Here is a 22765-nt window from a genome sequence, read left to right on the forward strand (position 1 = left end):
TTCTCTATTAAGGGGATTTTTTATCTTGATGGAATCAATTCTATAATAAATTTTGTTCAAGAAAAAAGGGGTTGAAGCAATTAGTATGGAACTTTAAAAAATATCAAACTGTACTAAAACACTTGCAAGATGCCGGGTAGAATAGCTGTCTTGATTCTTACAACCGATCCGCCGGCATTTTTATAAGCTTATTTTGAACCGATCTGCTTATCCAATGAATCCTGAACTAAACATGCAAATAAGTAACAATCCTGACGCCTGCACCGAGCATAGATCCCTTACCTTATCATAACTTTGCGTAATGTTTCATTATTCCCTCATAAACCCCTAACGCCTCTACTTCATCCCGTGCACCATAGACAATTCCTCGACCATCGGCGAAGAGAATAATACGATGTTGTGCTAGATGAATATTGAGAAAATAAGCATTGTATTGATAACTGATTTTATCTTTATCAAGGGCAACTTTGAGCATCTCAAGATCAAGGGGATTCTCCTCTCGAATCATCACCGTTCCCTCGCCACAGAGCTTTTGCACTTTGCGCTTAGGGCGATTGAGTGCAGGATAAGAGGGATGATCGCCACAGGTTGGGCAATCGGACTTTTTGAGAGATTCAATGGCGATATTTTGTTGATGAAAAGGCCATAGATCAATTGTCAAAAGGGTGTTTCTCAATGCCGTAGGATCGATCAATAACTTCATCGCTTCCGTTGTTTGAATCCCGGAAATGATCTGCAAAATAGGCTGAATAACGCCGACAGAACTACAACTATCTTGCGTATCTAACGGTAGATAATCCGATAGACAGCGAAGACAGGGGAGCTTCTTTTTTAGCTTATTATCTGCCGGGATATTAAAATTATAGCTCATTCCATAACTCTCTAAAGCTGAACCAAAAATCCAAGGAATAGCTAACTTATAGCAGGCATCATTGATCAAGAGCCTTAACGAGAGATGATCCGTTCCATCTAACAGCAGATCGTGGCCGGCGATCAACCTTTCAATATTATCGCTAGCCACATCCATTAAATGCGTTGTAATCTCAACTGAGGGATTAATGCGTAGAAGATGATTTTTAAGAGCGATCACTTTTGGTAAGGCTTGCTTAGCATCTGCTTCGGTAAAGAGCGTTTGCCGCTGTAGATTGGAATACTCTACAAAATCTCGATCAATCAAGGTTAAATGACCAAAACCGGCGCGTGTTAAAGTTTCTGCGTGTTGTGCTCCTAATGCGCCACAACCGATAATCACCACTTTCGCTTGCCGAAATCGCCTTAAACCCGATTCACCAATGCGATGAAACCGCATTAATCGGCTATATCGTACCGCTTCTACTTCTGTCAAAACAGAATGTTGCTCCACTCTATCCACAAGATTCCCTCTTTTAATCATCCATCTCTAACTTGTGAGCAAGCCCGTTAAAGGGCTACTTGCTGTAGCCGTTAATTTTGCCGGCATTCGTTTCGCTTCATAGCCTAACCGCCCTGCCTCTACCGCAAGTTTCATTGCTCGGCTCATCTTAATAGGATCTTCGCTATAAGCCACTGCACTATTCATCAAAACACCATCAGCGCCTAATTCCATTGCAAAAGCCACATCCTTCGGGCTTCCTAAACCGGCATCGACAATTACAGGAACCGTTGCTTGCTCGATAATATGATGTAAATTGACCGGATTAATAATCCCAAGGCCGCTACCAATAGGGGAAGCGCCCGGCATAATGGCGTGGCAACCCATCGCTTGCAATTTGCGTGCTAATACCACATCATCCGAGGTATAGACTAAAACGGTCATTCCCTCATTGAGTAGAATTTCTGTAGCTTTCAAGGTCTCAATAGGATCGGGCAGTAAGGTTTTTTGACAACCAATCACCTCCACCTTGATCATATCGCAGAGCCCTGACGCGTGGGCAAGCTTTGCGGTGCGTACTGCCTCTTCTGCGGTATAAGCGCCGGCAGTATTTGGCAATAATTTATAACGGCTTAAATCGAGCGCTTCTAATAGATCAGGCTGATTCTCATCGAAGATATTCATACGTCGAACAGCAAAGGTTAAAACTTCCGTTTCACTCGCTTCCACTGCCCCTTTCTGCTCCTCAAAGTTGCGATATTTCCCTGTGCCTAAAAAGAGCCGAGAGTTAAATTCAAAGTTTCCTATTTTTAAAGTCATCTTAACCACCTCCTACAAAATGGACTATTTCAAAACAATCATCGGCAGAAACTGTTTCTACCTGGTAATTCTCCGGGGAAATGACTGCCCTGTTTTTCTCAATAATAAAAAATCGCCGATGTGAAAGATTGAGCTTCTCAATCAGATCTGCCACCGACTTCACATCTGCTGTAACATGTATCGACTCACCATTCACTTGAATCGTGATCTTATTCATATCCTCGGCAATTGCATTTTTAGGTATCATCGTTATCGCTCCTTTTATCTCTCTTTTCTCTCTCTTCTTTCTTCGTCAAAATCTGCTGAAATTGTGCGGCTTGTCGAACGGCTTGATCGGTATCTAAGCGGTAATCTCTCAAGGGAAATAGAGTCGACATCAAGGCGATACCATCGGCAAAGGGGAATAGGCTTTCAACATTGCCAAGATTGATGCCGCCAATAGCAATTAGTTTGCCGGCAGAGGCCTTATTCCCTCCATTGAGGCGACATTCTGCATTGATGGCCTCATAGGCTAATTGCAGATAATCAACGCCTAATGGCGCATACTCTTTCGCTTCTGTGGGGAAAATGTGCCCTAAATATCCATAGTCATAATGAGAAAGTTGCTTTTCTACAGCATTGACGGAATGAAACGAGCGCCCCCACTGCAAGGTGGGAAAAGCAGCTTCTAATCGACTTAAAGGCAAGCTCTGCTCAGTTAAATGGACTTTCTGAATGCCAAAGGCCAACGCAATATCGGCACGATCATTGATAATGAATTTATCCGCAGGAACATCTGCCTGTAATAGCCGTTCAATCAATAGCGCAAGTGCTTTAGGGGAGCGAGATTTTTCCCGTAGTTGAATTGCATCCACATACGGCGAGAGCGCAACAATATGCGCCACCAATGCTTGATCAGCAATTGTTGGGATATCTCGAGTGACTGCGTGTAACTGTAAGGACTGTAACATCTTCTCTCCCTTGCGGAGATAAGATCATAATCGACGTGCAGAGGGATTCTGCCTATCGATTATTCGCCACTTTCCTCCGCTAGTATTAACTAGATCAGGTTCTAAGAGTCCCGAAGTATCACTTCGATCTCAGCTGTTCATAACAGCACCTCTAGGGGAATATTCTCTGCGCTATAGCACTGATAAAAAAGGTATCCTCTACCTATCAACGTACAACGCACAACGCACAATTTATCATTCTGCTTGTCATTCTATTTATAACACGATCAATATCGTGCTGAATCTCATCGAGTATAGAAGATCTTCTAACAATGGGCAACTCTCTTTTCTGAAGATAGAGGCAACAAAAAAGCGATATCCCTTTCAGAATATCGCTTCACTAAATGCTTTAATGGTACTGCTATATCATCGGTACTCTCATACCAATCGATAAATTTTCTTAACTACCGAGCAGTAACATTAGGTAAGCGAAGAAGATCACTAAGTGCGCAACCCCATCAACTTGATTGGTGCGTCCGCTATCAAATGTCGCTTGGCAAAGTACAAACAAACCACTCACGAGAATCACATCGGTAATCGGCAAGCCTAGAATAATTTGGCTACCGGTAAAGAGCGAGATAATCGCAACCGCTGGAACGGTTAATGAAATCGTGGCAAGCACCGAACCGAAATACATATTGATCGCTCGTTGCAGGTTGTTATTCAATACCGCCCGAATAGCACCTAATCCCTCCGGTGCGAAGATCAGAATCGCGACGATCAAACCGGTTAACGCTTTAGGGGCATTGAGGTTTGCAAGTAGAGACTCAAGTGGCGCTGAATCCACTTTTGTTACGGCAACAACGGATACTAAGTGAACAATCAACCAAATACCGTGCCAAGTATTGGAGTACGGAGACGGCATCCCTTTATGGTTCTCATCTTGGTCTTCATCATCATAGATAAAGAGGCTTTGATGTGTTTTCGTTTGAATTACTAAGAATACGGCATAAAGTACCGCAGATAAAAGCGCAACGAAAATCAGTTGACCATTACTATAACTTCCACCCTCTAAGAAGCTTGGCAGAATCAGTACCACTAAAACAAGTGGAATAATCGCCGTAGTATATTGGGTAACACCGGCAAGGTTAACGTGTTGTGTTTTAAACTTTTTACCGCCAATCAGTAGTGAGATCCCCACAAATCCACTGATTACAAGCATAATCAATGAGTAGAGCGTATCACGCATCAAGGTGGCATAAGGATCGATTCCATCAGGACCGGGCCCTGGGCTTGATGACATAACAACGGTAATTAAGCTCACTTCCAGAATAACCACTGAAAGACTTAAAATCAGAGAGCCGTAAGGTTCTCCAAGACGGTGGGCAAAAACGTCGGCGTGACGTACCACACTGAATGCACTATAGAGAATTGCGATCAAGGAGATAATATTGATCACAAAGAGAAATGCTGTAGATTGGGTTGAACCAAAGAAAAGATCAAAACAGATGACAGCTATAGCGAGTATAACCGCATACTCCTTATGTCGAGTTCCTTTATATTTTTGACCATCAATTAATCCCATTAATATCTCCTTATCTGTTAAGTGGTATAAACTATCGTAGGCAATGGTGCCCTTGACAGATGAAGATCTCCTAGTTGATCACTTTAAATATCTGACGATAACTATTAATTATCAACTTGGCGCTTTATTTTACTTTTTTTATCGCTAAATTGCTATTTTTTATACGTTTTTTGACAATAAAGTGCCATATTTTACATCCATTGACATCGAAAACCGACCGAAATATCAGCTCTATACTATTCATTTCATACTGCTATTATCAGATCATCGCAATCCTTCAAACTCCTCTAAAAGTCAATCTTTTATCGAGCATCTGCTAAAGCTATATGGCTTGATTCATTGTTCAATGTGCTTTTGGATTACTCTACTCTTTGAGAGACTTTACTCTTCCCCCTACTCATTGGTGACTTGTTCTGCTTCCTTAGTACCGCAAGTGGGGCAGAAATTGAGAAAAGCATTTTTACGGATATGACAAGTAGGACATCTTTTATAGAGAGTAATACCACAATGCGGGCAATAGTCAATTGAGGGATCACGATAATTTATGCCTCTTTCACAAGAGGGACAGAGTGATTTATCAAGCCGTTGTAATACAAAGCTATAATTAAGTGTTTTCCGGCGCTCCACATCGCTCGCCGATTCCTCTTGTCGCTGTTTTTCTCGATAACGATTGAGCGTGCGAATCGCATAGTAACCGCCTAAGAATGTCAGGATCAAGCCCACACTAAAGCGCACATACCCCCCATAGCTTGGAAGGTAGGGCACTAATTCAAAGAAAAAGGCAAAGAGCGCAAAGAAGATGAAACCCCAGCTAAAAGGCCAATAGCGACCGTTCCGGCGCTTCACAAAGAGATAGCCGGCAATCACTAAGAGCGGTAAAGTGACCGCTAATCGAATGAGGAAAATCTGTAGAACCTGTCGCCGATCAGCCTGATAATAGCGCTCCCAAGCTTGATCTGTGAGCGTGTTGACTTTTTGCAATAACGCTTCTCGCTTATTCAAAAGGGCTTGCCAATCTTTCTGTGCCGAGAGATTCTCTCGTTCAAGCGCCCCAATCCGATTCCGACTTGCTTCTAAGGCTTCGGTTCGAGTCATTAACTCAGGATCTCGCTGCGGATCTAAGGTCGCTTCCCGCGTTTTCAGCCAATTCTCAAAGATCTCTTTCTCATTACTATAGGCTAATTGGGCGATCGTTAAAGCCTCTGCGGCCCCGTTTTTGACAAGTTTCTGCGCATTCAATTGTTCCTCTAATTGATTGTTTTGGGCTAATAACTGACTATAATCAGGCTCTTGATAGAAATCCTCAACCTCTAACCGCTCTGTCACTGCCGGCAGATCGCTAATCACACGCTCACCAATGCCGGTTAAGAAAAAGGCGAATAGAATCGCCACAATCCATAGTAAACGATTTAACCATTTCTCTGTTCTGCGTTTTGATCGACTCATCATTCATCCTTGTCATCTTAAAATAGTCAATGTGCAGTAATATCGGTTCAAAATAAGCTTATTTAAATGCCGGCGCATCAGCCGTAAGAAGCGAGAATGCTGTTCTATCCGGCATCTTGCAAGTGTTGTTTAATACGGTGTTATGTTCTTTTGCAATCCCATAATCGCTATTTAAAAATATTTTTCTCCAACCAAATTTACTATATGGAACGCGCTCATCACGCTATTGATAATGAATATATTAAAAAAGAGATGACCATCTTCAGATCGCCATCTCTTCGTCATCAGTTGATGTGATATGCTTGAATATCACTATTGTAGCAACTCTATGAATTTCCGTTAAAAATTCTCTTATTCAATCAGACTTCTTCCGAGATTTAATTCGAAAATTCAACCCTAACGCTCAATTCTAACGTTCACTGTATCGCTTTACTACATCACTTCACTGCTTCACTTTCCCCATCATTAGGGATTAGCCCTTTTAAACGCCCTTAGAACTTCCGTTCAACTGCATAGTAAGCTAATGTTTTTAATGCTTCTTTATAAGGGGAATCCGGCAATGGGGCTAATGCTGCCACCGCAAGATCCGCCTGTTTCACTGCCATTTGATGGGTATATTCCAGTGATTCTGTACGCGCGACAACTTTTAAAATCGTCTCTAATTTAGAGATATCGGCATTCACAAGCGCATCTTGAATCAACTCCGCCTCTTCCGCTGTTCCTACGCGCATCGCATATATGAGCGGTAATGTGGGTTTTCCCTCCGCAAGATCATCGCCGGTATTTTTGCCCATCTCCGCCGCACTTGCCGAGTAATCTAAGATATCATCCACTAATTGGAAAGCGGTTCCTAAATACATACCGTAAGTCGCGAGCGCCGTTTCATAATCAGCACCGCCGGCTTCTCTTGCTAAAATTCCCGCTACAGCACCGGAAGCTTCAAAAAGTTTAGCCGTTTTGGAATAGATGACATTCATATAATTCTCTTCGGTGGTATCAGGATCGCCGATATTCATCAGCTGCATCACTTCCCCCTCGGCAATAATATTGGTCGCATCCGAGAGAATATTCATAATCGGCATCGACTTGAGGCTGACCATCATCTGAAATGAACGGGTATAGATAAAGTCACCGACTAAAACAGCCGCTTCATTCCCCCAAAGCTCATTGGCAGTCTCCCGTCCACGACGCATATCAGAGTGATCGACCACATCATCGTGTAGTAAAGTTGCCGTATGGATAAACTCAATCAATGTGGCCGCAGTAATGTGTCCATCGCCATCGTAGCCCGCAGCTCTTGCCGCAAGTAACGTGATTAAAGGACGTAGACGTTTGCCCCCTGAAGAGACGATATATTGCCCGACTTGATTAATCAAGACGACATCGGAATGAAGCGCACTTAAAATCTTCTGATTAACCGCGGAAAAATCATCTTTTGCAAGCGCTTGAACTGCTTCTATTGACATTGTTTAGATACCTTACATTCTCAAAATAAGAAATTTCAATCAGTTTTAATGAATTTCAATTAAACCAAAACTTTCCTTATTATAAATGAATTTATGATAAATGGGGGTTCTTTTATGGGACTTCTTTTATAAGACTTCTTTTATGGCAATCATCCAATAATGCCCCATTATCACACTTCATTATTGCGCAAAGGTATTACAAGCGTTGAGATCGCCACTCTTAAAACCGCGCATAAACCACTGTTGCCGTTGTTGTGATGTACCGTGAGTGAAGCTATCGGGCACCACTACACCCCGCGCTTCTTTCTGTAGACGATCATCACCAATTGCGGCGGCTGTTCTCATCGCTTTTTCCACATCTCCGGCTTCTAAGAGATTTTGATGTTGCACTGACCTGCCCCAAATACCGGCCAAACAATCTGCTTGTAACTCTAACTGCACCGAAAGACGATTCGCCTCGGCTTTACTCTTAGCCTTTGATTGCAACTCTCGAACCTTAGTCGAAATCCCAAGAAGATTCTGCACGTGATGACCGATTTCGTGGGCAATGACATAGCCTTGGGCAAAATCACCGCCTCCACCTAGATTGCGTTTCATATCATTATAGAAACTGAGATCCAAATAGACTTTCTCATCGGCAGGACAGTAGAAAGGCCCCATTGCCGCCTGTCCATAACCACAAGCAGTTCCTGTACTTCCATTATAGATAACCAATGTGGGTTCTCGATATTGCATCCCTTGCGCATTAAATTGAGCGCGCCAGAGATCTTCTGTTTTTGCTAAGGCGACCGCCGTAAAGTCTGCCATCTCTTGCTCTTCTTGCGTAGGCGTATAAGATTGTCCTGCTGTTTGTCGCTCTATTGTCTGCCCGCCCGGCATCTCTCCTTCGAGTAACGGCGTTAAATCTAGCCCAAAATAACCGCCAGCTAACACGACTAATAGCACCACAATTCCGGCTTTACCTTTCAGGGGAATGGGAATACCAGCCCCCATCGCCCGTCCTCGGGAACTACGAACATCTCCTCGGCGATCTTCGATATTTTGACTTCGTCTCTCATTTTCCCAGCGCATCGCATCTATCTCTCTTGTTAATAGGGGTTCATTAGTAGAGTTTCATTAGTAAAATCTCATTAGTAGAATTTCGTTAGTAAGCTTTACTTTCGATCAACATGGTTGAATCGTCATCTATTATGCCGTTTTCTCTACGACAAAAAAAGAGCGCCTTACGGCACTCTTATTCTCTCGTTCTAACTGCCACGATCTTATTGCTTTACATGCAAGATCAAATGCTACTTCGCGCCATAACGCTCAAGTACCGTTACAATATTGGTAAATCCTCTATTTTTCGCGTACGTTAGTGCAGTCACGCCTTTATTATCAGGAATATTAGGATCTGCGCCGCCCTCTAATAAAATTTCAATAATGTCGGCATAAAGTGCTGAACCATTCCCCAATAGAACCGCCTCTAATAACGCAGTCCAACCTAAATTATTCACATGATTAGGGTCAACGCCGGCTTTCAAAAGGATTTTCACCGTTTCCGGATGGCCTTTTTCGGCTGCGGGAATAATCGTATTCCCTCCATAACGATTCGTATCTTTTAAATTCGCACCATGCGCTAACGTCAATAGTAAGATCTCATTATAGCCTTGTGCGCCTGCTAAGAGATACGGCGTATCTTGAATCGCATCTTTCGCATTCACATCTGCCCCGGCTTCAATTAAGATCTTGGCAATCTCAGGGTTATTTTTTTGAGTGGCAATCATCAACGGTGTACGCGCTTGAAAATCCCGAGCCTCTAAAGAAGCCCCTTCTGCCACTAATTGCGCAACTGCCACCACATCATTATCCAGTACGGCTTGATGTAGATTACTCTCACCTTTGGCATAACCTGCCATCTGTCCGAGCACCAAAACAATCCCTCCTAATAGTAACCATTTTGCCATTAACTGTTTGACCCTTCTCATAATCTCCTCTCTTAATTCTAATTTTAATTTTGAACTAATAACAAAATATCACACATTAGGCTATGACAAACGTATTAACATCGAATAATAATGAAAGTATCCATCGTGCTTAACCAATATTACACACTTATAAAACAAATAGTTAACAACCATCACTCTAAAATCAAAATGAGGGTGCGATATCAAATAAAGAATATAAATAAAATAATCCTATTTAACCGCACAAAAAATGATTATTTTGTTCTACAATGAATACGATATCATTCCCTAATATGAAGTGATTTCAGACTTTAGGGATTTAAAAGATAGCGATAAAATTAAAGAGTTAGAGGAGAAAATATGAGCGATATTATTGTTAAAAATCCAGCTACCGGCGAAATTCTTGCCACCGTCAAAGCCGATAGCGCTGAAGTTGTGAATGCCAAATTAGAAAAAGGCGCTGAAGCTTTTAAACATTTTAGTAAAACAGATGCTTACGAACGCGCAGCCCTACTTGAAAAGTGGGCGGAACTTATTATGCAGCATCAAGATGAGTTAGCGGAGATTATGACCAAAGAGAATGGGAAGCCGCTCAAAGAATCACAAGGAGAAGTGCTATATGCCAAGAGTTACCTTACTTGGTATGCAGAAGAAGCAAAACGCATCTACGGCCGAACCATTCCCGCAAGTAACCCCCATAAGCGCCTATTAGTCACTCGACAAGGTGTGGGATTAGTGGCCGCGATTACCCCTTGGAACTTCCCGGCAGCGATGATGACCCGTAAAGCAGGTCCTGCCCTCGCTACGGGTTGTACCTTTATTGTTAAACCAGCGGAAGATACGCCGCTAACGATGATTCGCTTAGTGGAGCTTGCCCATGAAGCGGGGATTCCTGAAGATGTCATTCAGATTGTCAATGGTAAGGGGGCTGATATTGGCCCACTATTCACAGCCAGTCCTTATGTGCGGAAGATCACCTTTACCGGTTCAACACCTGTGGGTAAATTACTGATGAAAGAGAGTGCTGATAGCGTTAAACATGTCTCTATGGAGCTAGGCGGTCATGCACCTTTTATCGTTTGTGAAGATGCCGATATCGACTACACTGTCACGCAAGCAATCGCTTCCAAATTCCGCAATGCCGGTCAAACTTGTGTTTGTGCCAATCGCTTCCTAGTCCATGAAAATGTATTAGCCGAATTTAGTGAGAAATTTGCTAAAGCGACTACAGCGCTCAAAGTCGGCAATGGTTTAGAAGAAGGCGTTGATGTAGGGCCTCTCATTAATCAAAAAGGTTTCCAAAAAGTGGTGGCACAAATTGAAGATGCCAAAGCGAAAGGGGCAAAAGTCCTTGCCGGCGGTACGACCCATTTTGACGACGAGAAAGGATTCTACTTTATCAATCCTACGGTACTTGCGAATGTCACCCTTGATATGAATATTATGCAAGAAGAGACCTTTGGTCCGGTGGCGCCCATTATCGCCTTTAAAACCATTGAGGAAGCAATCGAGATTGCTAATAGTACGCCTTTTGGCCTAGCGGCTTACTTCTTTACCAACAATTATCAAACAGGTATCTACTGCCAAGAGAACCTCACTTTTGGTATTCTCGGTTGGAATGATGGTTTACCAAGTACTGCCCAAGCGCCATTCGGTGGCCTCAAAGAGAGCGGTATTGGTAACGAAGGGGGATCTGAGGGTATTGAACCTTACCTTGAAACAAAATATCTTTCGATTGGGAATGTGAAAGCGTAATGTTTTGCGTTACTCGATCATAAAGAAGAGGCGGGTCACAAAGATCAAATCATCCAATGATCTCAAAAAATCGCCTCAATAGAGAACCGCACCTCAGAAGTTAAACATTACTTTTGGGGTGTTTTTATCTCTTCGTACGCTCAACAATCATCAACGATATCAACCTTCCCCATTCTTTTAAAGTTCCACACGAACTACTTAAAAAATATCTGTCTTAAACCCAATTTACTATAGATTATCGATCTCTGCTCTATCTGTGATTCTGTTCACAAGTTCACACGTCCCTTGATCAATTAGACAACTTATTGGCTCAATTTAGTAAAAACTGAATATCCTACGCAAAAAACTCGCGGTTATCGATGCCCATAAAATGCTTTTTCACAAGGTATCACTCCATTTTTTTGAGGCATTAAAGCAAAAAAAGCTTGAAATTTAACCTAAAACCAATGGTATATTCAATGGGTAGTTGCTCAATAAAAACAATAATTAACAAGCAAATACTCATCATTCTCATATTTCCTAAAATTCTCACAATAAGGAAGTAAAGAGTATTACCACACAATATAAAAGGAGGGAGACGATGCGCTCATTATCGTCATTTTTAGAAACTGTCCAAAAAAGAGATCCCCTACAACCAGAGTTTTTACAAGCGGTCCGTGAAGTATTTACCTCACTTTGGCCATTCTTAGAAAATAACCCTAAATATCGGGATCAAGCACTTCTTGAACGCTTCGTAGAACCAGAAAGAGTGATTCAATTTCGTGTCTGCTGGGTAGATGATCAAGGTAAAGTACAGGTCAATAGAGCTTGGCGCGTGCAATATAGCTCTGCAATCGGCCCATTTAAAGGCGGTATGCGTTTTCACCCTTCAGTGAATCTCTCTATTCTTAAATTCCTAGGCTTTGAGCAGACATTAAAAAATGCCTTGACCAAATTGCCAATGGGCGGCGGGAAAGGTGGCTCTGACTTTGATCCTAAAGGAAAAAGTTATGGCGAAGTAATGCGTTTCTGCCAAGCCTTAATGACCGAATTATATCGTCATTTAGGCGCAAATACCGATGTCCCCGCAGGTGATATCGGCGTTGGTGGGCGTGAAGTGGGCTTTATGACCGGTATGATGAAAAAGCTATCTAATGATACTTCCTGTGTCTTTACCGGCAAAGGGCTCTCTTTCGGTGGAAGCTTAATTCGTCCAGAAGCAACAGGTTATGGCCTTGTCTATTTCACCAATGCAATGCTACAGCGCCATGGATTAGGCTTTGAGGGAATGCGGGTTTCTGTATCGGGTTCCGGCAACGTTGCGCTATATACGATTCAAAAATCGATGGAAATGGGGGCGAAAGTCATTACCGCTTCTGACTCTAACGGTACGGTAGTCGATGAAGAGGGCTTTACCCCCGAAAAACTTGCTCGTTTAGAAGAGATCAAAAATAATTATGGACGTGTAGAAGCTTACGCAAAAGAGCTTGGCTTAACTTATTTAGCGGATCAACAACCTTGGTGTGTGCCTGTTGATATTGCCCTTCCCTGTGCAACTCAAAATGAGTTAGATGTAGAAGCAGCACAAATGTTGATCAAAAATGGGGTCAAAGTCGTGGCTGAAGGCGCGAATATGCCCACAACGATTCCCGCTACAGAGCTTTTCGTTGAAGCCGGTGTCTTATTTGCACCAGGAAAAGCCGCGAATGCCGGCGGTGTGGCTACATCCGGTTTGGAAATGGCACAAAATGCAGCTCGTATGTCTTGGGATGCTGAAAAAGTCGATCGCTATTTACACCGCATTATGTTAGATATCCATAATCACTGCGTTGAATTTGGCGGCGAAGCGAAACAGACCAACTATATTCAAGGCGCTAACATCGCCGGCTTTGTAAAAGTCGCAGATGCAATGCTCGCCCAAGGTGTTTTGTAACTCTAACTAGCTGTTTATAGATACAATAAAGATCTAAAACCTCATAAGGACTTCTGTTTTTAGTGCCTTATGGGGTTTTTAGTAAATTTGGTCTAAGAAAAATAGCTTTTAAGCCTCTAGAGGAGATGTTCAAAAACAAACCTAAAACCTTACTAAATTACGCTTACAAAATATCAGATAGAACGGATTCTTTGCTTCTTACAATCTATATACATGCAGTTAAATAGGCTTATTTTGAACCGATCTCATTATCTTATTTTACTTAATACAGTTGTTCTGAAAATAAGTCAGTTGTCATCTCAACCATATTTCTGTTTATTTTTTGATGAGAACTGCAAATTTGTCATTTCTCAATACTCTTTTGAATTTCTCTACAATAGGCTTATCAATTCAAGTCTTAATCAATTTCAAAGGAGCACACTATGATTCCATTATTAGTAGGTGTTGGTGCGGTTGTCGGTGTAGCGGCATTATTTTTAAGTGCAGAGAGTCAAGCAGCAGAGCGAGAATGGAATAGTCGTCGTGTTGCGCTTTCGGATGAAATTGATTACCAGACTCGCCGTTTACGCGAACATGCTGCTCGCTCACAAAACTATTTACAATATAAATCCCTTGTGAATGAGCATTATCGTAGTGTGCAAGTGGGAAATGAGGCCTATCAGCTCTTAAAGAATTGTCGAGTTGCCATTAATGGACTTCGTGAGGCGATCCATCAGGCTAAAAGTGTGCGGAATACTTTAAAAGCCGAGTTGAACCGTTGCCATAAAAAAGAACGTCATGAGATTTTTGAAAAAATGGCGCTCTATAAAGAGACAATTGATCAATTCTATGAAGATCTCAAACGCTATAGTTCACAGAAAGATGAGTTTTATGCTCAGGTACAGATGCTCAATCGTGCAACAAGTCGACTTAAAGAGCAAATTCGTGATACCGGTGAAGAGGGGCGTGCTTGGTATGCTCGTTTAGAAACAAGAACTGAGTCTCGTGCTGCTCATACATTTATTCAATATTAAAATTGTTCGCCTCATCTACCCATTTTTTTGATCTCTCTTTCATCTAATTTTAAGGAGTTTTTATGTTACCGATATTGAAAGTGGCTCCTGTTGTTGCCTCTACTCTTCCTGCCACATTGAACATTGTTGAATCAATTAGCAAAATTGCGGAGTATCGAGTCAAAATTAAAGAAATTGATCTTGAGATCCATCGTGTACAGTCCCAAGCCAATGTAATGATGCATCGTATTGATGCCGAGCGAGATATTGCACTTACGCGACTACAAAATGAGCGACACTATTTTGAGAAACAATTTTCACTCATAGCGAAACAGAACCGTCATATTTATCATTCCACTCGAGAACTGCTCCAATCACTCACTCAGGTGATTGCACAGATGGCGAATATGCCAGTGGAAGTGATGCGAGAGTACAATAATACGATCCGAGAGATTCGCGGAATGTTACAAGATCAGCAACAGCAGCAGAACATTCAGATGTCGAAACTCTATCAGCAACTCTCCCCTCCTCAAGATTCTCCCTTGAAACTGTTAGAGTAATTGAGCTTTCCAGTATCTAAGAGATTCTCCGGCGCGAAAGCGCCACAACTGCCGGCACACGATTGCTAAAAGAATGAGATCATTCTCCCCGGCGATGCGGTTAATTTTCTTATGGAACATTTATAACCAGAAAGATAGTACCCACTTTTGAGATGTAGGAAAATTTTTAAGAATTTTTCATTCTAATGAAAAGTCGATGTCCGGCGGGAGAGAATGCTTGCAACTCCAGAGCAACCGAGCGCCCGCAGATGAATGATTCTCAATCACTCGGCAATGAAGCAAATCCCGAAACTTAAGAGATTCCCCGGCGCGAAAGCGCCACAACTGCCGGCACACGATTGCTAAAAGAATGAGATCATTCGCCCCGGCGATGCGGTTAATTTTCTTATTTCAGACAACAAAAAGCCATCATAATTAAACTTATGATGGCTTTCTTTTTATCTCAATCCCTTTTCAAACAGGGCATGATTCTGACTGAATTCTGGGGTGACGTGTTCGCACGTCATTGGGTCTTAATCCCTTTTCAAACAGGGCATGATTCTGACCGCCGTGAGCAGAAGTTACAAACTGATGCTATCGGTCTTAATCCCTTTTCAAACAGGGCATGATTCTGACCTATTGGGACTATGTATCTCAGTTCCATAATTATGTCTTAATCCCTTTTCAAACAGGGCATGATTCTGACAACATAATAAGTTTAAGGGTGACCTAAAGGTTACCGTCTTAATCCCTTTTCAAACAGGGCATGATTCTGACAGTAAAAAGCCTAAAGTAACAGAAGCGCACATCGTCTTAATCCCTTTTCAAACAGGGCATGATTCTGACCGCACCATTAAAATTTAACCTTATATTTCAATAAGTTACAATAACCATTTCCAATCTTTACAAATTTACAAAAGATGACATTGGATAACATATACGATCCCTATCCTGAGACATTTTTCACATCGGTCATTTATCAATGAATCTCGGTCATTATAACAGCCTTACTTATTTTATAAAATTTTTATCCTATCGCATTTTACTGATTGGCAAATTTGTACTTTATCTTTTCTGCCTACTATTAACGTACATTAGCTATCAGTTAATCAAGATTATTAATCAATCGTTAGATAGGAGATGCAGTATGACAATGAATCGAGTTCGTGCTTTAAATATTGCGTCTTATAGAAAGGCCGGTACTTCCTTTACCTACTATCCCAAAAAAAGTGATCTACATGATAACTTTAGCCGGGATCTTCTTGATATGAAATCAGGGTTACGCCCTGAGTTAGAATCATTATTTGTACTTCGCCTGCTTGAATTTATTGTATTGAACAATCTGAACCTTACAGGCATTGTACGTATTTTAGGTCATGACGAGATGTATGCGGAAGCGAATCATCCCTTACATCGAGTTGCGATGCAATTAGCCAATAAAACGGGTATTCCTTTTCATTATGATTGGTTCACAAAACCATTGACGCCTAAAACGGCCTCTTTAGGATCTCGTGCAGAACGTTTCGCACATATTCATGGCACATATAGTGTTGCACTACCTCATCATTCTACTGAGCCCATGCGGATTTTAGTAATTGATGATGTTGTAACAAGCCGAACTACAGCGCAAGAAGTTCATCGCGCCTTACGTGAAGCGAACCCTAATGTAGAATGTTATTTCTTTGCATTAGCGGAAAGCTATCATCGCAACACCATGGCTCGTCCTCAAAATATAGTACGTACTCCGGATAGATATCATTACCCGCATGCTGCGTGATTTTTAACAATAATTGGTAATTACTTGTTTTTTTATAAATGAAAGGGGCTAATTTAGATCAGCCCCTTTCATTTATATCCTTTAAATATCACTCAATGATTCATTCAAACACTCTTACCAATCAAATGACTCTTGAGTCAATGAGTTATTAAAGGTAATGATATTACAATGACGTTGTTGAGAAATTCCCTGCAGTTGTGCAATCCAGTGCTGCAAATCGGTACTATTCTCAACTGCATTTGCAAGCCCCTCGCGAATATAATGATTATTACCTGTAAATCGGGTCAAAACAGACGGATTACAGTAGGCATTAAACATATCCTGAGAATATCTCAATGCTAACAATGGTCTTTTGAGAGAGAGAACCCCTTTCATCGCATGAATAGAACCTCCCTCAAGTGTTGTCTCTAGAACAAAAGTTGCATCACTCATTCCCGCTTGTAGTAAATCTCGTCGTACAAAAAGTCCTTGATGTGGCAATGTTCCCCAAAGAGATTCACTGATTAATGCTCCATCATTTTCTAAAATAGACTCCGCTAATGCCCGGTGTTGGGAAGGATAGATTTGCTGTAAGCCATGAGCTAAAATCGCCGTTGTAGGCTTTTTTGCATCAACGGCTGCTTGATGCCCGATTGCATCAGATCCTTCAGCAAGCCCACTGACGATATGAATATCCGCCTCAACGCATTGTTGTGCAATTCTCATGCCCAATTTTTGACTCAATACATAAGGTGATCTCGTACCGATCCACGTTAACAGTGGCGCTTGCTGCAAATGATCAATATTCCCCTGATAATGCAAAATTAAAGGCGGGTTTTTCAAAAAGCGTAATAATGGTGGGTAGTTTTCCTCAAATAAATTGACCTGTAAAACGCCATTCTCTTGAGAAGCTTGTAATGCTCCTTCAATTACGGTTAACTGCTTTTTCCAATTGATAAAGTCAGCGGTCTGAATACGTGTTGGCCATAATTGCTGTGCCGCCTCAAAAATCTCTTTCGGCGTTAATGTATCTAACATTTTCCCCTGAACTTCAAACATTGAAATCAGATCTCGAGCACGTGCTTGCCCAATAGAAGGCAATGCTAATATGTATAAAATATTGAGATTTCCTTGGGACACTGGCATTCCTTTGTAGACAGAGGGTTCGATGAACAATTCCAGATTGCTAGTATAGATCAGAGAATATTCTAATCTGTTAATCACAAATTTATTATTAAAAACATCCCAATCGTTGTTATACATTGAGATGCTTTGCAATTATTATCTAAATTTGGTTATAGCTTCATTGGTCGTTACTAATGTAGCCCCCTGGAGTATTAGTAAAACTATCTCCCCCAACATAGCCACCATCTGGAGTTTTAGTAAAACTGCTTCCTCCGACATATCCTCCATCTGGAGTTTTGGTAAAACTATTCCCTCCAACATAGCTCCCATCTGGAGTTTTAGTAAAACTGTCTCCCCCGACATAGCCACCATCTGGAGTTTTGGTAAAGCTACCTCCACTTATATAACTACCATCTGGAGTTTGCGTCAATACGTCCGCAACCACAGATAATGGCAGTGACGTCAATAAAATAGATATACCTAAAATTAATTTTTTCATAATAAATCCCATATAAAATTGAAAATTAATAGCACATTACTCAATGTGTTGCATAAATTACCTTAGAAAGAATTACAAATTACAGTTCCTGCGATATTGTTACAGAAAGTTTGACGGGGAGGATTATAACTCCCACCACTGGAACCACTGGAGCTATTTTGGCTATCATACCAGGCTTTTGCTTGCATCTCAGAGATAGGTCGTCTTGATCCAGTATATTCTCCTTTTGAATTATAACAGTTTAAATTACCGTACTGATTCACGCTCCCTCGCTTACAATCTGAATCTCCGGCCATGTAGTAGCGACCATTAATATAATTCGGAGCTGCAGACATGCAACCTGCCAATAGCAAAACCATCATTAAAACACCTAAGATCTCTCTTATCTTCATATTAACTACCTTTCAGTTCAAAATTTAATCCAATTGGGGCATTCCCCACGATCCCTTTTAAACAGGATTGCACATAAAAACTCATAATAAAGGCGTACAAAGACCTTACTCGAATCTCTTCGAGCAGATTAAATTATTCAAAAGATAGAACATCAATGGAAGATCATCCCCCAATCTTTGGGGGAGATTAATAGGCATAAATCCCTTTTCAAACATGATCCCGACACAAGAGGGAACACACATCCCTCTAACTTAAAGGTCTGAATCCCTTTTCAAACAGGGCATGATCCCGACGGAAATCCCAGCAGGGTCTAGCAAAACTATCGAGTCTTAATCCCTTTTCAAACAGGGCATGATCCCGACAACGTTCTCGCCGTGAGCAGAAGCTCGCGACCGAGTCTTAATCCCTTTTCAAACAGGGCATGATCCCGACAGGAACGTCAGTTGTATACGCTCCAAAGGAATCGTCTTAATCCCTTTTCAAACAGGGCATGATCCCGACATATTTTTGACGAGGATGGGGATGTGAATGTGGAGTCTTAATCCCTTTTCAAACAGGGCATGATCCCGACGAAGACAAAGAAACCTTCGTATCACTTGATGTGTCTTAATCCCTTTTCAAACAGGGCATGATCCCGACGCACCATTGAAATTTAACCTTATATTTCAATGAGTTGCAATAACCATTTCCAATCTTTACAAATTTACAAAAGATGACATTGGATAACATTCCCAAACACCCTTCTAATAGAAAACATCAAAAATTATCATTATTACAATGCTGCCAAGATCAGAGATCAATAAGTGACTGATTATAACAATATCAACATCGGATTACCAATGCATTTAATGCCCTTTACCTAACAGAGTAATATCCCTTCTAATATCGATTTATCTTCCCATTCCCAAACTAAACTCTCTGTAAAAATAGGATACAAACGAATGTCATCTTCACTTTGATCCATTGTTTCTAGCAATAGTTGTTTTAATTGCACAATATCCCGCGAGCTATCCACAATAAAAACACTCTTTTGAAGCGGTATTCCCCACGCCTTTAATAACTTATGAATACGCTGTAAACGTCGAGGTTCACATATATCATAAGAGACTAAAAATTGTTTCATATTCTTCGCTCCGTTAATGATTGTTCAGAAAATAACCCGAAATGATTTTCAAGATTACAGGATTTTTTCCAACACACCTGCGCTTCTTCGATTTGGGCAAATAACAATTGCTTTTGCGCGCGAATCAAAGTGAGATTATCCTTCAAAAATATCTCAAAAGCCTCATAAAAACGTAACCTCCCTGCCTTTCCCATTTTGCAAGCCTCTTCTTTATAAGAAAAATCCTCTTCTCGTAACACTCTCTCTTTAAACAGAGATAAGGCAAAAGCATCGTATTTAGGTCTCAGTGGTTCCATCAAATCACTCGCTAAAGATTCCCGCCCGAAAGCAGGTTGATGTAAAAAACCGATATAGGGGTCTAAACCCATCATATAGATTTGTCGAACCCATTCTGCATGAAGCAATGTATAACCTAATGATAAAACGACATTATAAGGATCTTTAGGCGGCCTTTTATTACGCCCCTTAAACTTTAAAGACTGTGGAACAAAGAGTGACAAGGAGCGAAAATAAAGATTCGCCATAGCTCCTTCGAGCCCTCTAATTGCCTCTAGATCTGACAGTATCGCTAATTTCTTAAAAGCCTCCCTCTGACTCATCTGTAATTTTGTCGTAATATCTGCATCTCGCTGTTCTGTTTTAGACAAATGGATCAAGTGCTCAAATTGAGACTCTATTTTCCGTTGAATAATTTGCCGAGAAAAATTGAGCGCAAACTGATCATTTTGGGAAAGAAAATATTGCACTTGCCGACGAAGTGCATCCTTACGAAAACTTGGCAACATCATTACAGGCTTTTGCATCAAACCTTGTAGTACTAATACTGCAATATCTTTTTCCCCTAATTTTGCTAATAATGAGGCTGAAAGTTGTGTACTGCCTTTAATACAAATGCGCTCTACAATCTCTAGAGGGACTGTCGCTATCCGACCAGACTCCCCAAAAACAACCAGCACATTTCCCTCGCTTTTTAGCGTCAAACCACGTTTATCTAGGTAGAGACAAGTCATTACAATTATCCTTCTTCAAGATGATTACCCTATAATAATAGGCGAGACAGATAAAGATGAAGCGGTCCCCAAATATTGGGGATCTTGGGCTGGTGGAAGTTTAAAGATATGCACTTTATCCACTGTTTCTAATGTCTCTTCAACCCATTGCCTAACATTCTCTAATTCAGTATGTGTTAACCAACATTCATACACCGATTTCTGTCGACCAGCCGTATATCCGAGCAGGTGTTGACTCATTTCAACACGTTCTCGATCATCGCGAATATCATAACTCACCAAATATAACGCTCTATCCATATAATCTCAGTTAACTCAACCAATACTAGCACTTGTAATGATCGACTTAATATTGCTATTAAAGATAATCTAAAAACAATTTCTTATATGCCTTTAAATGCGTTGGAGCAATTCGTAGCGCCCTAATCCAAAAGTTGTATTTTTCCCGGCATGAAGCCATTGGCCTAAATAGAGAAGCTTTGCTAGATCTTGAGAAAGATTATTAAAATCCCAAGTTCCCAACATTCCCCCTAAATGCATTTTCCGTTTTTGTCTTGTAGAATAACGTGCCCAATCTTGCCAGTAGAGCATTTTATGATCTCTAATCACCGCTATCTCTTCTGCTAATTCTGAGTAATGAAGCTGCATATAGTCGCCTAAATGACGTTCACTTAACCAAGAGAGACGGCGAAGCAATTGAGATAAAAAACAATAAGCTGTTAATTCATCATCCTGAGCAAGATGACCATCAATCTGCAAACGCAGAGGTGTTATAAATCTTAAAATATATTGATTAGGGTAAGTGACAGGTAACTGTAAAAATGGATCATGCGCTATGATTTCTTTGTTTTTAAAAATAGAATCCCATTGATCATGCGCTATTTCCACAGCGATATCACACAATGTAGCATTTCCCCCTCGAATATCCTTCATTAAAGCTTTTTGCCAAGCAAAAGCGATTAGGGGTAGACGCTCAATATTACGACCTAACAATACCATCGAGAATGTAAAAATATCCCCTTTTCGATATAACCGTTGTTGCGTAGACGGTTCAACAATATAGCCTTGCGGTGGATTCTTCGCTTTTGATAAGCCAGCTCCTGTAGAGGCTGTTTCAAACACTTCAGCATAAGGACATATCCGAGTAAGTGTACAGCCAGTACAATTTTCAACTTTCGTCAAACAACTTAAAGAACGAAGTGCATGGCCAAATATTCCTCTTAAAAGCGAGCCGGAATATTCCGGCAACATGAAATCAGCTGTCACTTCAAAGGAGAAACGATAACGCTTAATAGGTAATTGATCTGGGATTGTAAAAATAGGCATCGCTATCAAATCTTATAAAATTCCTCTGTTTTATTATATAAAAATACTATCTAGTATCTATCTATGCCAAGGGAGCTTTATCATAGGCATAAACCTGTTTGAGAAGCAGTAACATGAAACTCCTGAAGGTAAGCACCTCTTTCAAACATCGCTTCACAGCTATGCTCCTGTCCTCTATCACTCGGGCTTTGTGGCAAAATAAGGGCAAAATAACGGACATTATGAGCCGTTAATACAGCAACAATAGAGAGAGGTAAAATCCCGATGACAATATCACCGGGATGAATTTGTGCCAAATCAAGATGTGTTACCCAATGGTCTACGTGCATTTCTTGCTTTTGCATCCACTCAATAGCACCTACATGTCTTGAAACAAACCAAACTGCCATCTTAAATTAATGTCCTCTCATTTATCTACTATGCCAATATTTAATAAGACCTTGTAAAGGCCGCACGAATCAATGCCACCGCAGCCAATCCAAGTGGTACGATCACTAAGCCTAGGAAAAAGACTGCGACACTTCCCATAAAACTCGTCGGGGATATAATTAAATACGCCACATAAAAGGGTAATAATATTACTGCGATATTCAGTATAAAAATGATTATTACCCCGAATATACCTAAAGCAAGTTGTGTATTTTCGTTCATATTTTCCTTTAAAATATTATTGATTACGTCATCTTCCATTGATGAGGGCAAGTCTGACCGCCATCTAACACTATACTCAACACTACTATCTTAATTCCACAGATCATCCCAAGAACCCATAATGTTCTCCTTCTACTCATAA

At 41.0% G+C, this 22765-nt stretch carries 22 protein-coding genes and 1 riboswitch; of the genes, 6 read left to right on the forward strand and 16 right to left on the reverse strand.

The genetic code is table 11. The features are described from left to right. Positions 1-286: 286 nt before the first annotated feature. The 9 genes from DC083_RS04765 to DC083_RS04805 all read right to left on the reverse strand — a co-directional run bounded on the left by DC083_RS04765 (position 287) and on the right by DC083_RS04805 (position 9563). Positions 287-1372: a ThiF family adenylyltransferase gene (locus DC083_RS04765; protein WP_229822467.1), complete on the reverse strand. Its 1086-nt coding sequence runs from the start codon at positions 1370-1372 to the stop codon at positions 287-289. Positions 1373-1399: 27 nt separating this feature from the next. Continuing rightward, positions 1400-2170 (reverse strand): thiazole synthase, encoded by a 771-nt coding sequence (locus tag DC083_RS04770; protein WP_109189103.1) that lies wholly within the window; start codon positions 2168-2170, stop codon positions 1400-1402. Position 2171: 1 nt separating this feature from the next. After that, positions 2172-2417, reverse strand: a complete 246-nt coding sequence (thiS, locus tag DC083_RS04775) for a sulfur carrier protein ThiS (protein ID WP_229822469.1) — start codon at positions 2415-2417, stop codon at positions 2172-2174. Then, positions 2407-3120, reverse strand: coding sequence for a thiamine phosphate synthase (locus DC083_RS04780; protein ID WP_109189104.1), 714 nt, complete (start codon positions 3118-3120; stop codon positions 2407-2409). Before DC083_RS04780 ends, thiS begins: the two co-directional genes overlap by 11 nt. A gap of 54 nt (positions 3121-3174) precedes the next feature. Next, positions 3175-3283: riboswitch (TPP riboswitch) on the reverse strand. Between the two features lie 276 nt (positions 3284-3559). After that, positions 3560-4684 (reverse strand): sodium-potassium/proton antiporter ChaA, encoded by a 1125-nt coding sequence (locus tag DC083_RS04785; RefSeq protein WP_109189105.1) that lies wholly within the window; start codon positions 4682-4684, stop codon positions 3560-3562. A 393-nt stretch (positions 4685-5077) separates the two neighbouring features. Further along, complete coding sequence (locus DC083_RS04790) at positions 5078-6130, reverse strand: zinc ribbon domain-containing protein (protein WP_109189106.1); 1053 nt, start codon at positions 6128-6130, stop codon at positions 5078-5080. 491 nt (positions 6131-6621) lie between these two features. Beyond that, entirely contained in the window at positions 6622-7596 is a 975-nt protein-coding gene (gene ispB, locus DC083_RS04795; RefSeq protein WP_109189107.1) for an octaprenyl diphosphate synthase, read from the reverse strand. Positions 7597-7776: 180 nt separating this feature from the next. Continuing rightward, a complete protein-coding gene (gene ypfJ / locus DC083_RS04800) occupies positions 7777-8667 on the reverse strand; it encodes a KPN_02809 family neutral zinc metallopeptidase (RefSeq protein WP_109189108.1) in 891 nt (296 codons plus the stop codon). A gap of 218 nt (positions 8668-8885) precedes the next feature. Then, positions 8886-9563 carry an ankyrin repeat domain-containing protein gene (locus DC083_RS04805; RefSeq protein WP_229822471.1) on the reverse strand — a complete coding sequence of 226 codons (678 nt, stop codon included), beginning with the start codon at positions 9561-9563 and terminating at the stop codon, positions 8886-8888. Between the two features lie 339 nt (positions 9564-9902). Between DC083_RS04805 and DC083_RS04810 the strand changes: the two genes are divergently transcribed. The 6 genes from DC083_RS04810 to DC083_RS04830 all read left to right on the forward strand — a co-directional run bounded on the left by DC083_RS04810 (position 9903) and on the right by DC083_RS04830 (position 16517). After that, on the forward strand, positions 9903-11297 hold the full coding sequence (locus DC083_RS04810) for an NAD-dependent succinate-semialdehyde dehydrogenase (RefSeq protein ID WP_109189110.1): 1395 nt from the start codon (positions 9903-9905) through the stop codon (positions 11295-11297). Between the two features lie 580 nt (positions 11298-11877). Beyond that, complete coding sequence (gdhA, locus tag DC083_RS04815) at positions 11878-13209, forward strand: NADP-specific glutamate dehydrogenase (RefSeq protein ID WP_109189111.1); 1332 nt, start codon at positions 11878-11880, stop codon at positions 13207-13209. A gap of 422 nt (positions 13210-13631) precedes the next feature. Beyond that, on the forward strand, positions 13632-14222 hold the full coding sequence (locus DC083_RS04820) for a hypothetical protein (protein WP_109189112.1): 591 nt from the start codon (positions 13632-13634) through the stop codon (positions 14220-14222). A 62-nt stretch (positions 14223-14284) separates the two neighbouring features. Next, positions 14285-14761 (forward strand): hypothetical protein, encoded by a 477-nt coding sequence (locus DC083_RS04825; RefSeq protein WP_109189113.1) that lies wholly within the window; start codon positions 14285-14287, stop codon positions 14759-14761. A 464-nt stretch (positions 14762-15225) separates the two neighbouring features. Beyond that, positions 15226-15369 (forward strand): hypothetical protein, encoded by a 144-nt coding sequence (locus DC083_RS10370; protein WP_420843998.1) that lies wholly within the window; start codon positions 15226-15228, stop codon positions 15367-15369. A gap of 518 nt (positions 15370-15887) precedes the next feature. After that, complete coding sequence (locus tag DC083_RS04830) at positions 15888-16517, forward strand: ComF family protein (protein ID WP_109189114.1); 630 nt, start codon at positions 15888-15890, stop codon at positions 16515-16517. 114 nt (positions 16518-16631) lie between these two features. Here DC083_RS04830 and DC083_RS04835 read toward each other — a convergent pair whose 3' ends face one another. The 7 genes from DC083_RS04835 to csx16 form a co-directional block, all read right to left on the reverse strand. Then, a complete protein-coding gene (locus tag DC083_RS04835; protein ID WP_157954894.1) occupies positions 16632-17636 on the reverse strand; it encodes a DNA-processing protein DprA in 1005 nt (334 codons plus the stop codon). 163 nt (positions 17637-17799) lie between these two features. After that, entirely contained in the window at positions 17800-18120 is a 321-nt protein-coding gene (locus tag DC083_RS10145; RefSeq protein WP_133243359.1) for a hypothetical protein, read from the reverse strand. Positions 18121-19372: 1252 nt separating this feature from the next. After that, positions 19373-19636, reverse strand: coding sequence for a CRISPR-associated endonuclease Cas2 (cas2, locus tag DC083_RS04850; protein ID WP_109189118.1), 264 nt, complete (start codon positions 19634-19636; stop codon positions 19373-19375). Beyond that, positions 19633-20646, reverse strand: coding sequence for a CRISPR-associated endonuclease Cas1 (gene cas1 / locus DC083_RS04855; protein ID WP_109189119.1), 1014 nt, complete (start codon positions 20644-20646; stop codon positions 19633-19635). The genes cas2 (DC083_RS04850) and cas1 overlap by 4 nt, the downstream gene beginning before the upstream one ends. A 24-nt stretch (positions 20647-20670) precedes the next feature. Then, positions 20671-20946, reverse strand: a complete 276-nt coding sequence (cas2, locus tag DC083_RS04860) for a CRISPR-associated endonuclease Cas2 (RefSeq protein ID WP_109189120.1) — start codon at positions 20944-20946, stop codon at positions 20671-20673. Positions 20947-21039: 93 nt separating this feature from the next. After that, complete coding sequence (gene cas6 / locus DC083_RS04865; protein WP_109189121.1) at positions 21040-21972, reverse strand: CRISPR system precrRNA processing endoribonuclease RAMP protein Cas6; 933 nt, start codon at positions 21970-21972, stop codon at positions 21040-21042. A gap of 80 nt (positions 21973-22052) precedes the next feature. After that, the gene (gene csx16, locus DC083_RS04870) at positions 22053-22361 is read right to left on the reverse strand and encodes a CRISPR-associated protein Csx16 (protein ID WP_109189122.1); all 309 of its coding nucleotides are present in this window, start codon (positions 22359-22361) and stop codon (positions 22053-22055) included. Between the last annotated feature and the right edge of the window lie 404 nt (positions 22362-22765).

The organism is Ignatzschineria ureiclastica (genome assembly GCF_003121845.1).
Classification (GTDB): Bacteria; Pseudomonadota; Gammaproteobacteria; order Cardiobacteriales; family Wohlfahrtiimonadaceae; genus Ignatzschineria; species Ignatzschineria ureiclastica.

Coding starts and splice junctions, on each gene's coding strand:
- csx16 (WP_109189122.1), bottom strand. CDS start 22,361: ATGGCAGTTTGGTTTGTTTCAAGACATGTAGGTGCTATTGAGTGGATG.
- DC083_RS04790 (WP_109189106.1), bottom strand. CDS start 6,130: ATGAGTCGATCAAAACGCAGAACAGAGAAATGGTTAAATCGTTTACTA.
- DC083_RS04785 (WP_109189105.1), bottom strand. CDS start 4,684: ATGGGATTAATTGATGGTCAAAAATATAAAGGAACTCGACATAAGGAG.
- DC083_RS10145 (WP_133243359.1), bottom strand. CDS start 18,120: ATGAAAAAATTAATTTTAGGTATATCTATTTTATTGACGTCACTGCCA.
- cas2 (WP_109189120.1), bottom strand. CDS start 20,946: ATGGATAGAGCGTTATATTTGGTGAGTTATGATATTCGCGATGATCGA.
- DC083_RS04820 (WP_109189112.1), top strand. CDS start 13,632: ATGATTCCATTATTAGTAGGTGTTGGTGCGGTTGTCGGTGTAGCGGCA.
- ispB (WP_109189107.1), bottom strand. CDS start 7,596: ATGTCAATAGAAGCAGTTCAAGCGCTTGCAAAAGATGATTTTTCCGCG.
- DC083_RS04805 (WP_229822471.1), bottom strand. CDS start 9,563: ATGAGAAGGGTCAAACAGTTAATGGCAAAATGGTTACTATTAGGAGGG.
- DC083_RS04825 (WP_109189113.1), top strand. CDS start 14,285: ATGTTACCGATATTGAAAGTGGCTCCTGTTGTTGCCTCTACTCTTCCT.
- cas6 (WP_109189121.1), bottom strand. CDS start 21,972: ATGCCTATTTTTACAATCCCAGATCAATTACCTATTAAGCGTTATCGT.
- cas1 (WP_109189119.1), bottom strand. CDS start 20,646: ATGACTTGTCTCTACCTAGATAAACGTGGTTTGACGCTAAAAAGCGAG.
- DC083_RS04780 (WP_109189104.1), bottom strand. CDS start 3,120: ATGTTACAGTCCTTACAGTTACACGCAGTCACTCGAGATATCCCAACA.
- cas2 (WP_109189118.1), bottom strand. CDS start 19,636: ATGAAACAATTTTTAGTCTCTTATGATATATGTGAACCTCGACGTTTA.
- gdhA (WP_109189111.1), top strand. CDS start 11,878: ATGCGCTCATTATCGTCATTTTTAGAAACTGTCCAAAAAAGAGATCCC.
- DC083_RS04830 (WP_109189114.1), top strand. CDS start 15,888: ATGACAATGAATCGAGTTCGTGCTTTAAATATTGCGTCTTATAGAAAG.
- ypfJ (WP_109189108.1), bottom strand. CDS start 8,667: ATGCGCTGGGAAAATGAGAGACGAAGTCAAAATATCGAAGATCGCCGA.
- DC083_RS04810 (WP_109189110.1), top strand. CDS start 9,903: ATGAGCGATATTATTGTTAAAAATCCAGCTACCGGCGAAATTCTTGCC.
- DC083_RS04770 (WP_109189103.1), bottom strand. CDS start 2,170: ATGACTTTAAAAATAGGAAACTTTGAATTTAACTCTCGGCTCTTTTTA.
- thiS (WP_229822469.1), bottom strand. CDS start 2,417: ATGATACCTAAAAATGCAATTGCCGAGGATATGAATAAGATCACGATT.
- DC083_RS10370 (WP_420843998.1), top strand. CDS start 15,226: ATGATTCTGACTGAATTCTGGGGTGACGTGTTCGCACGTCATTGGGTC.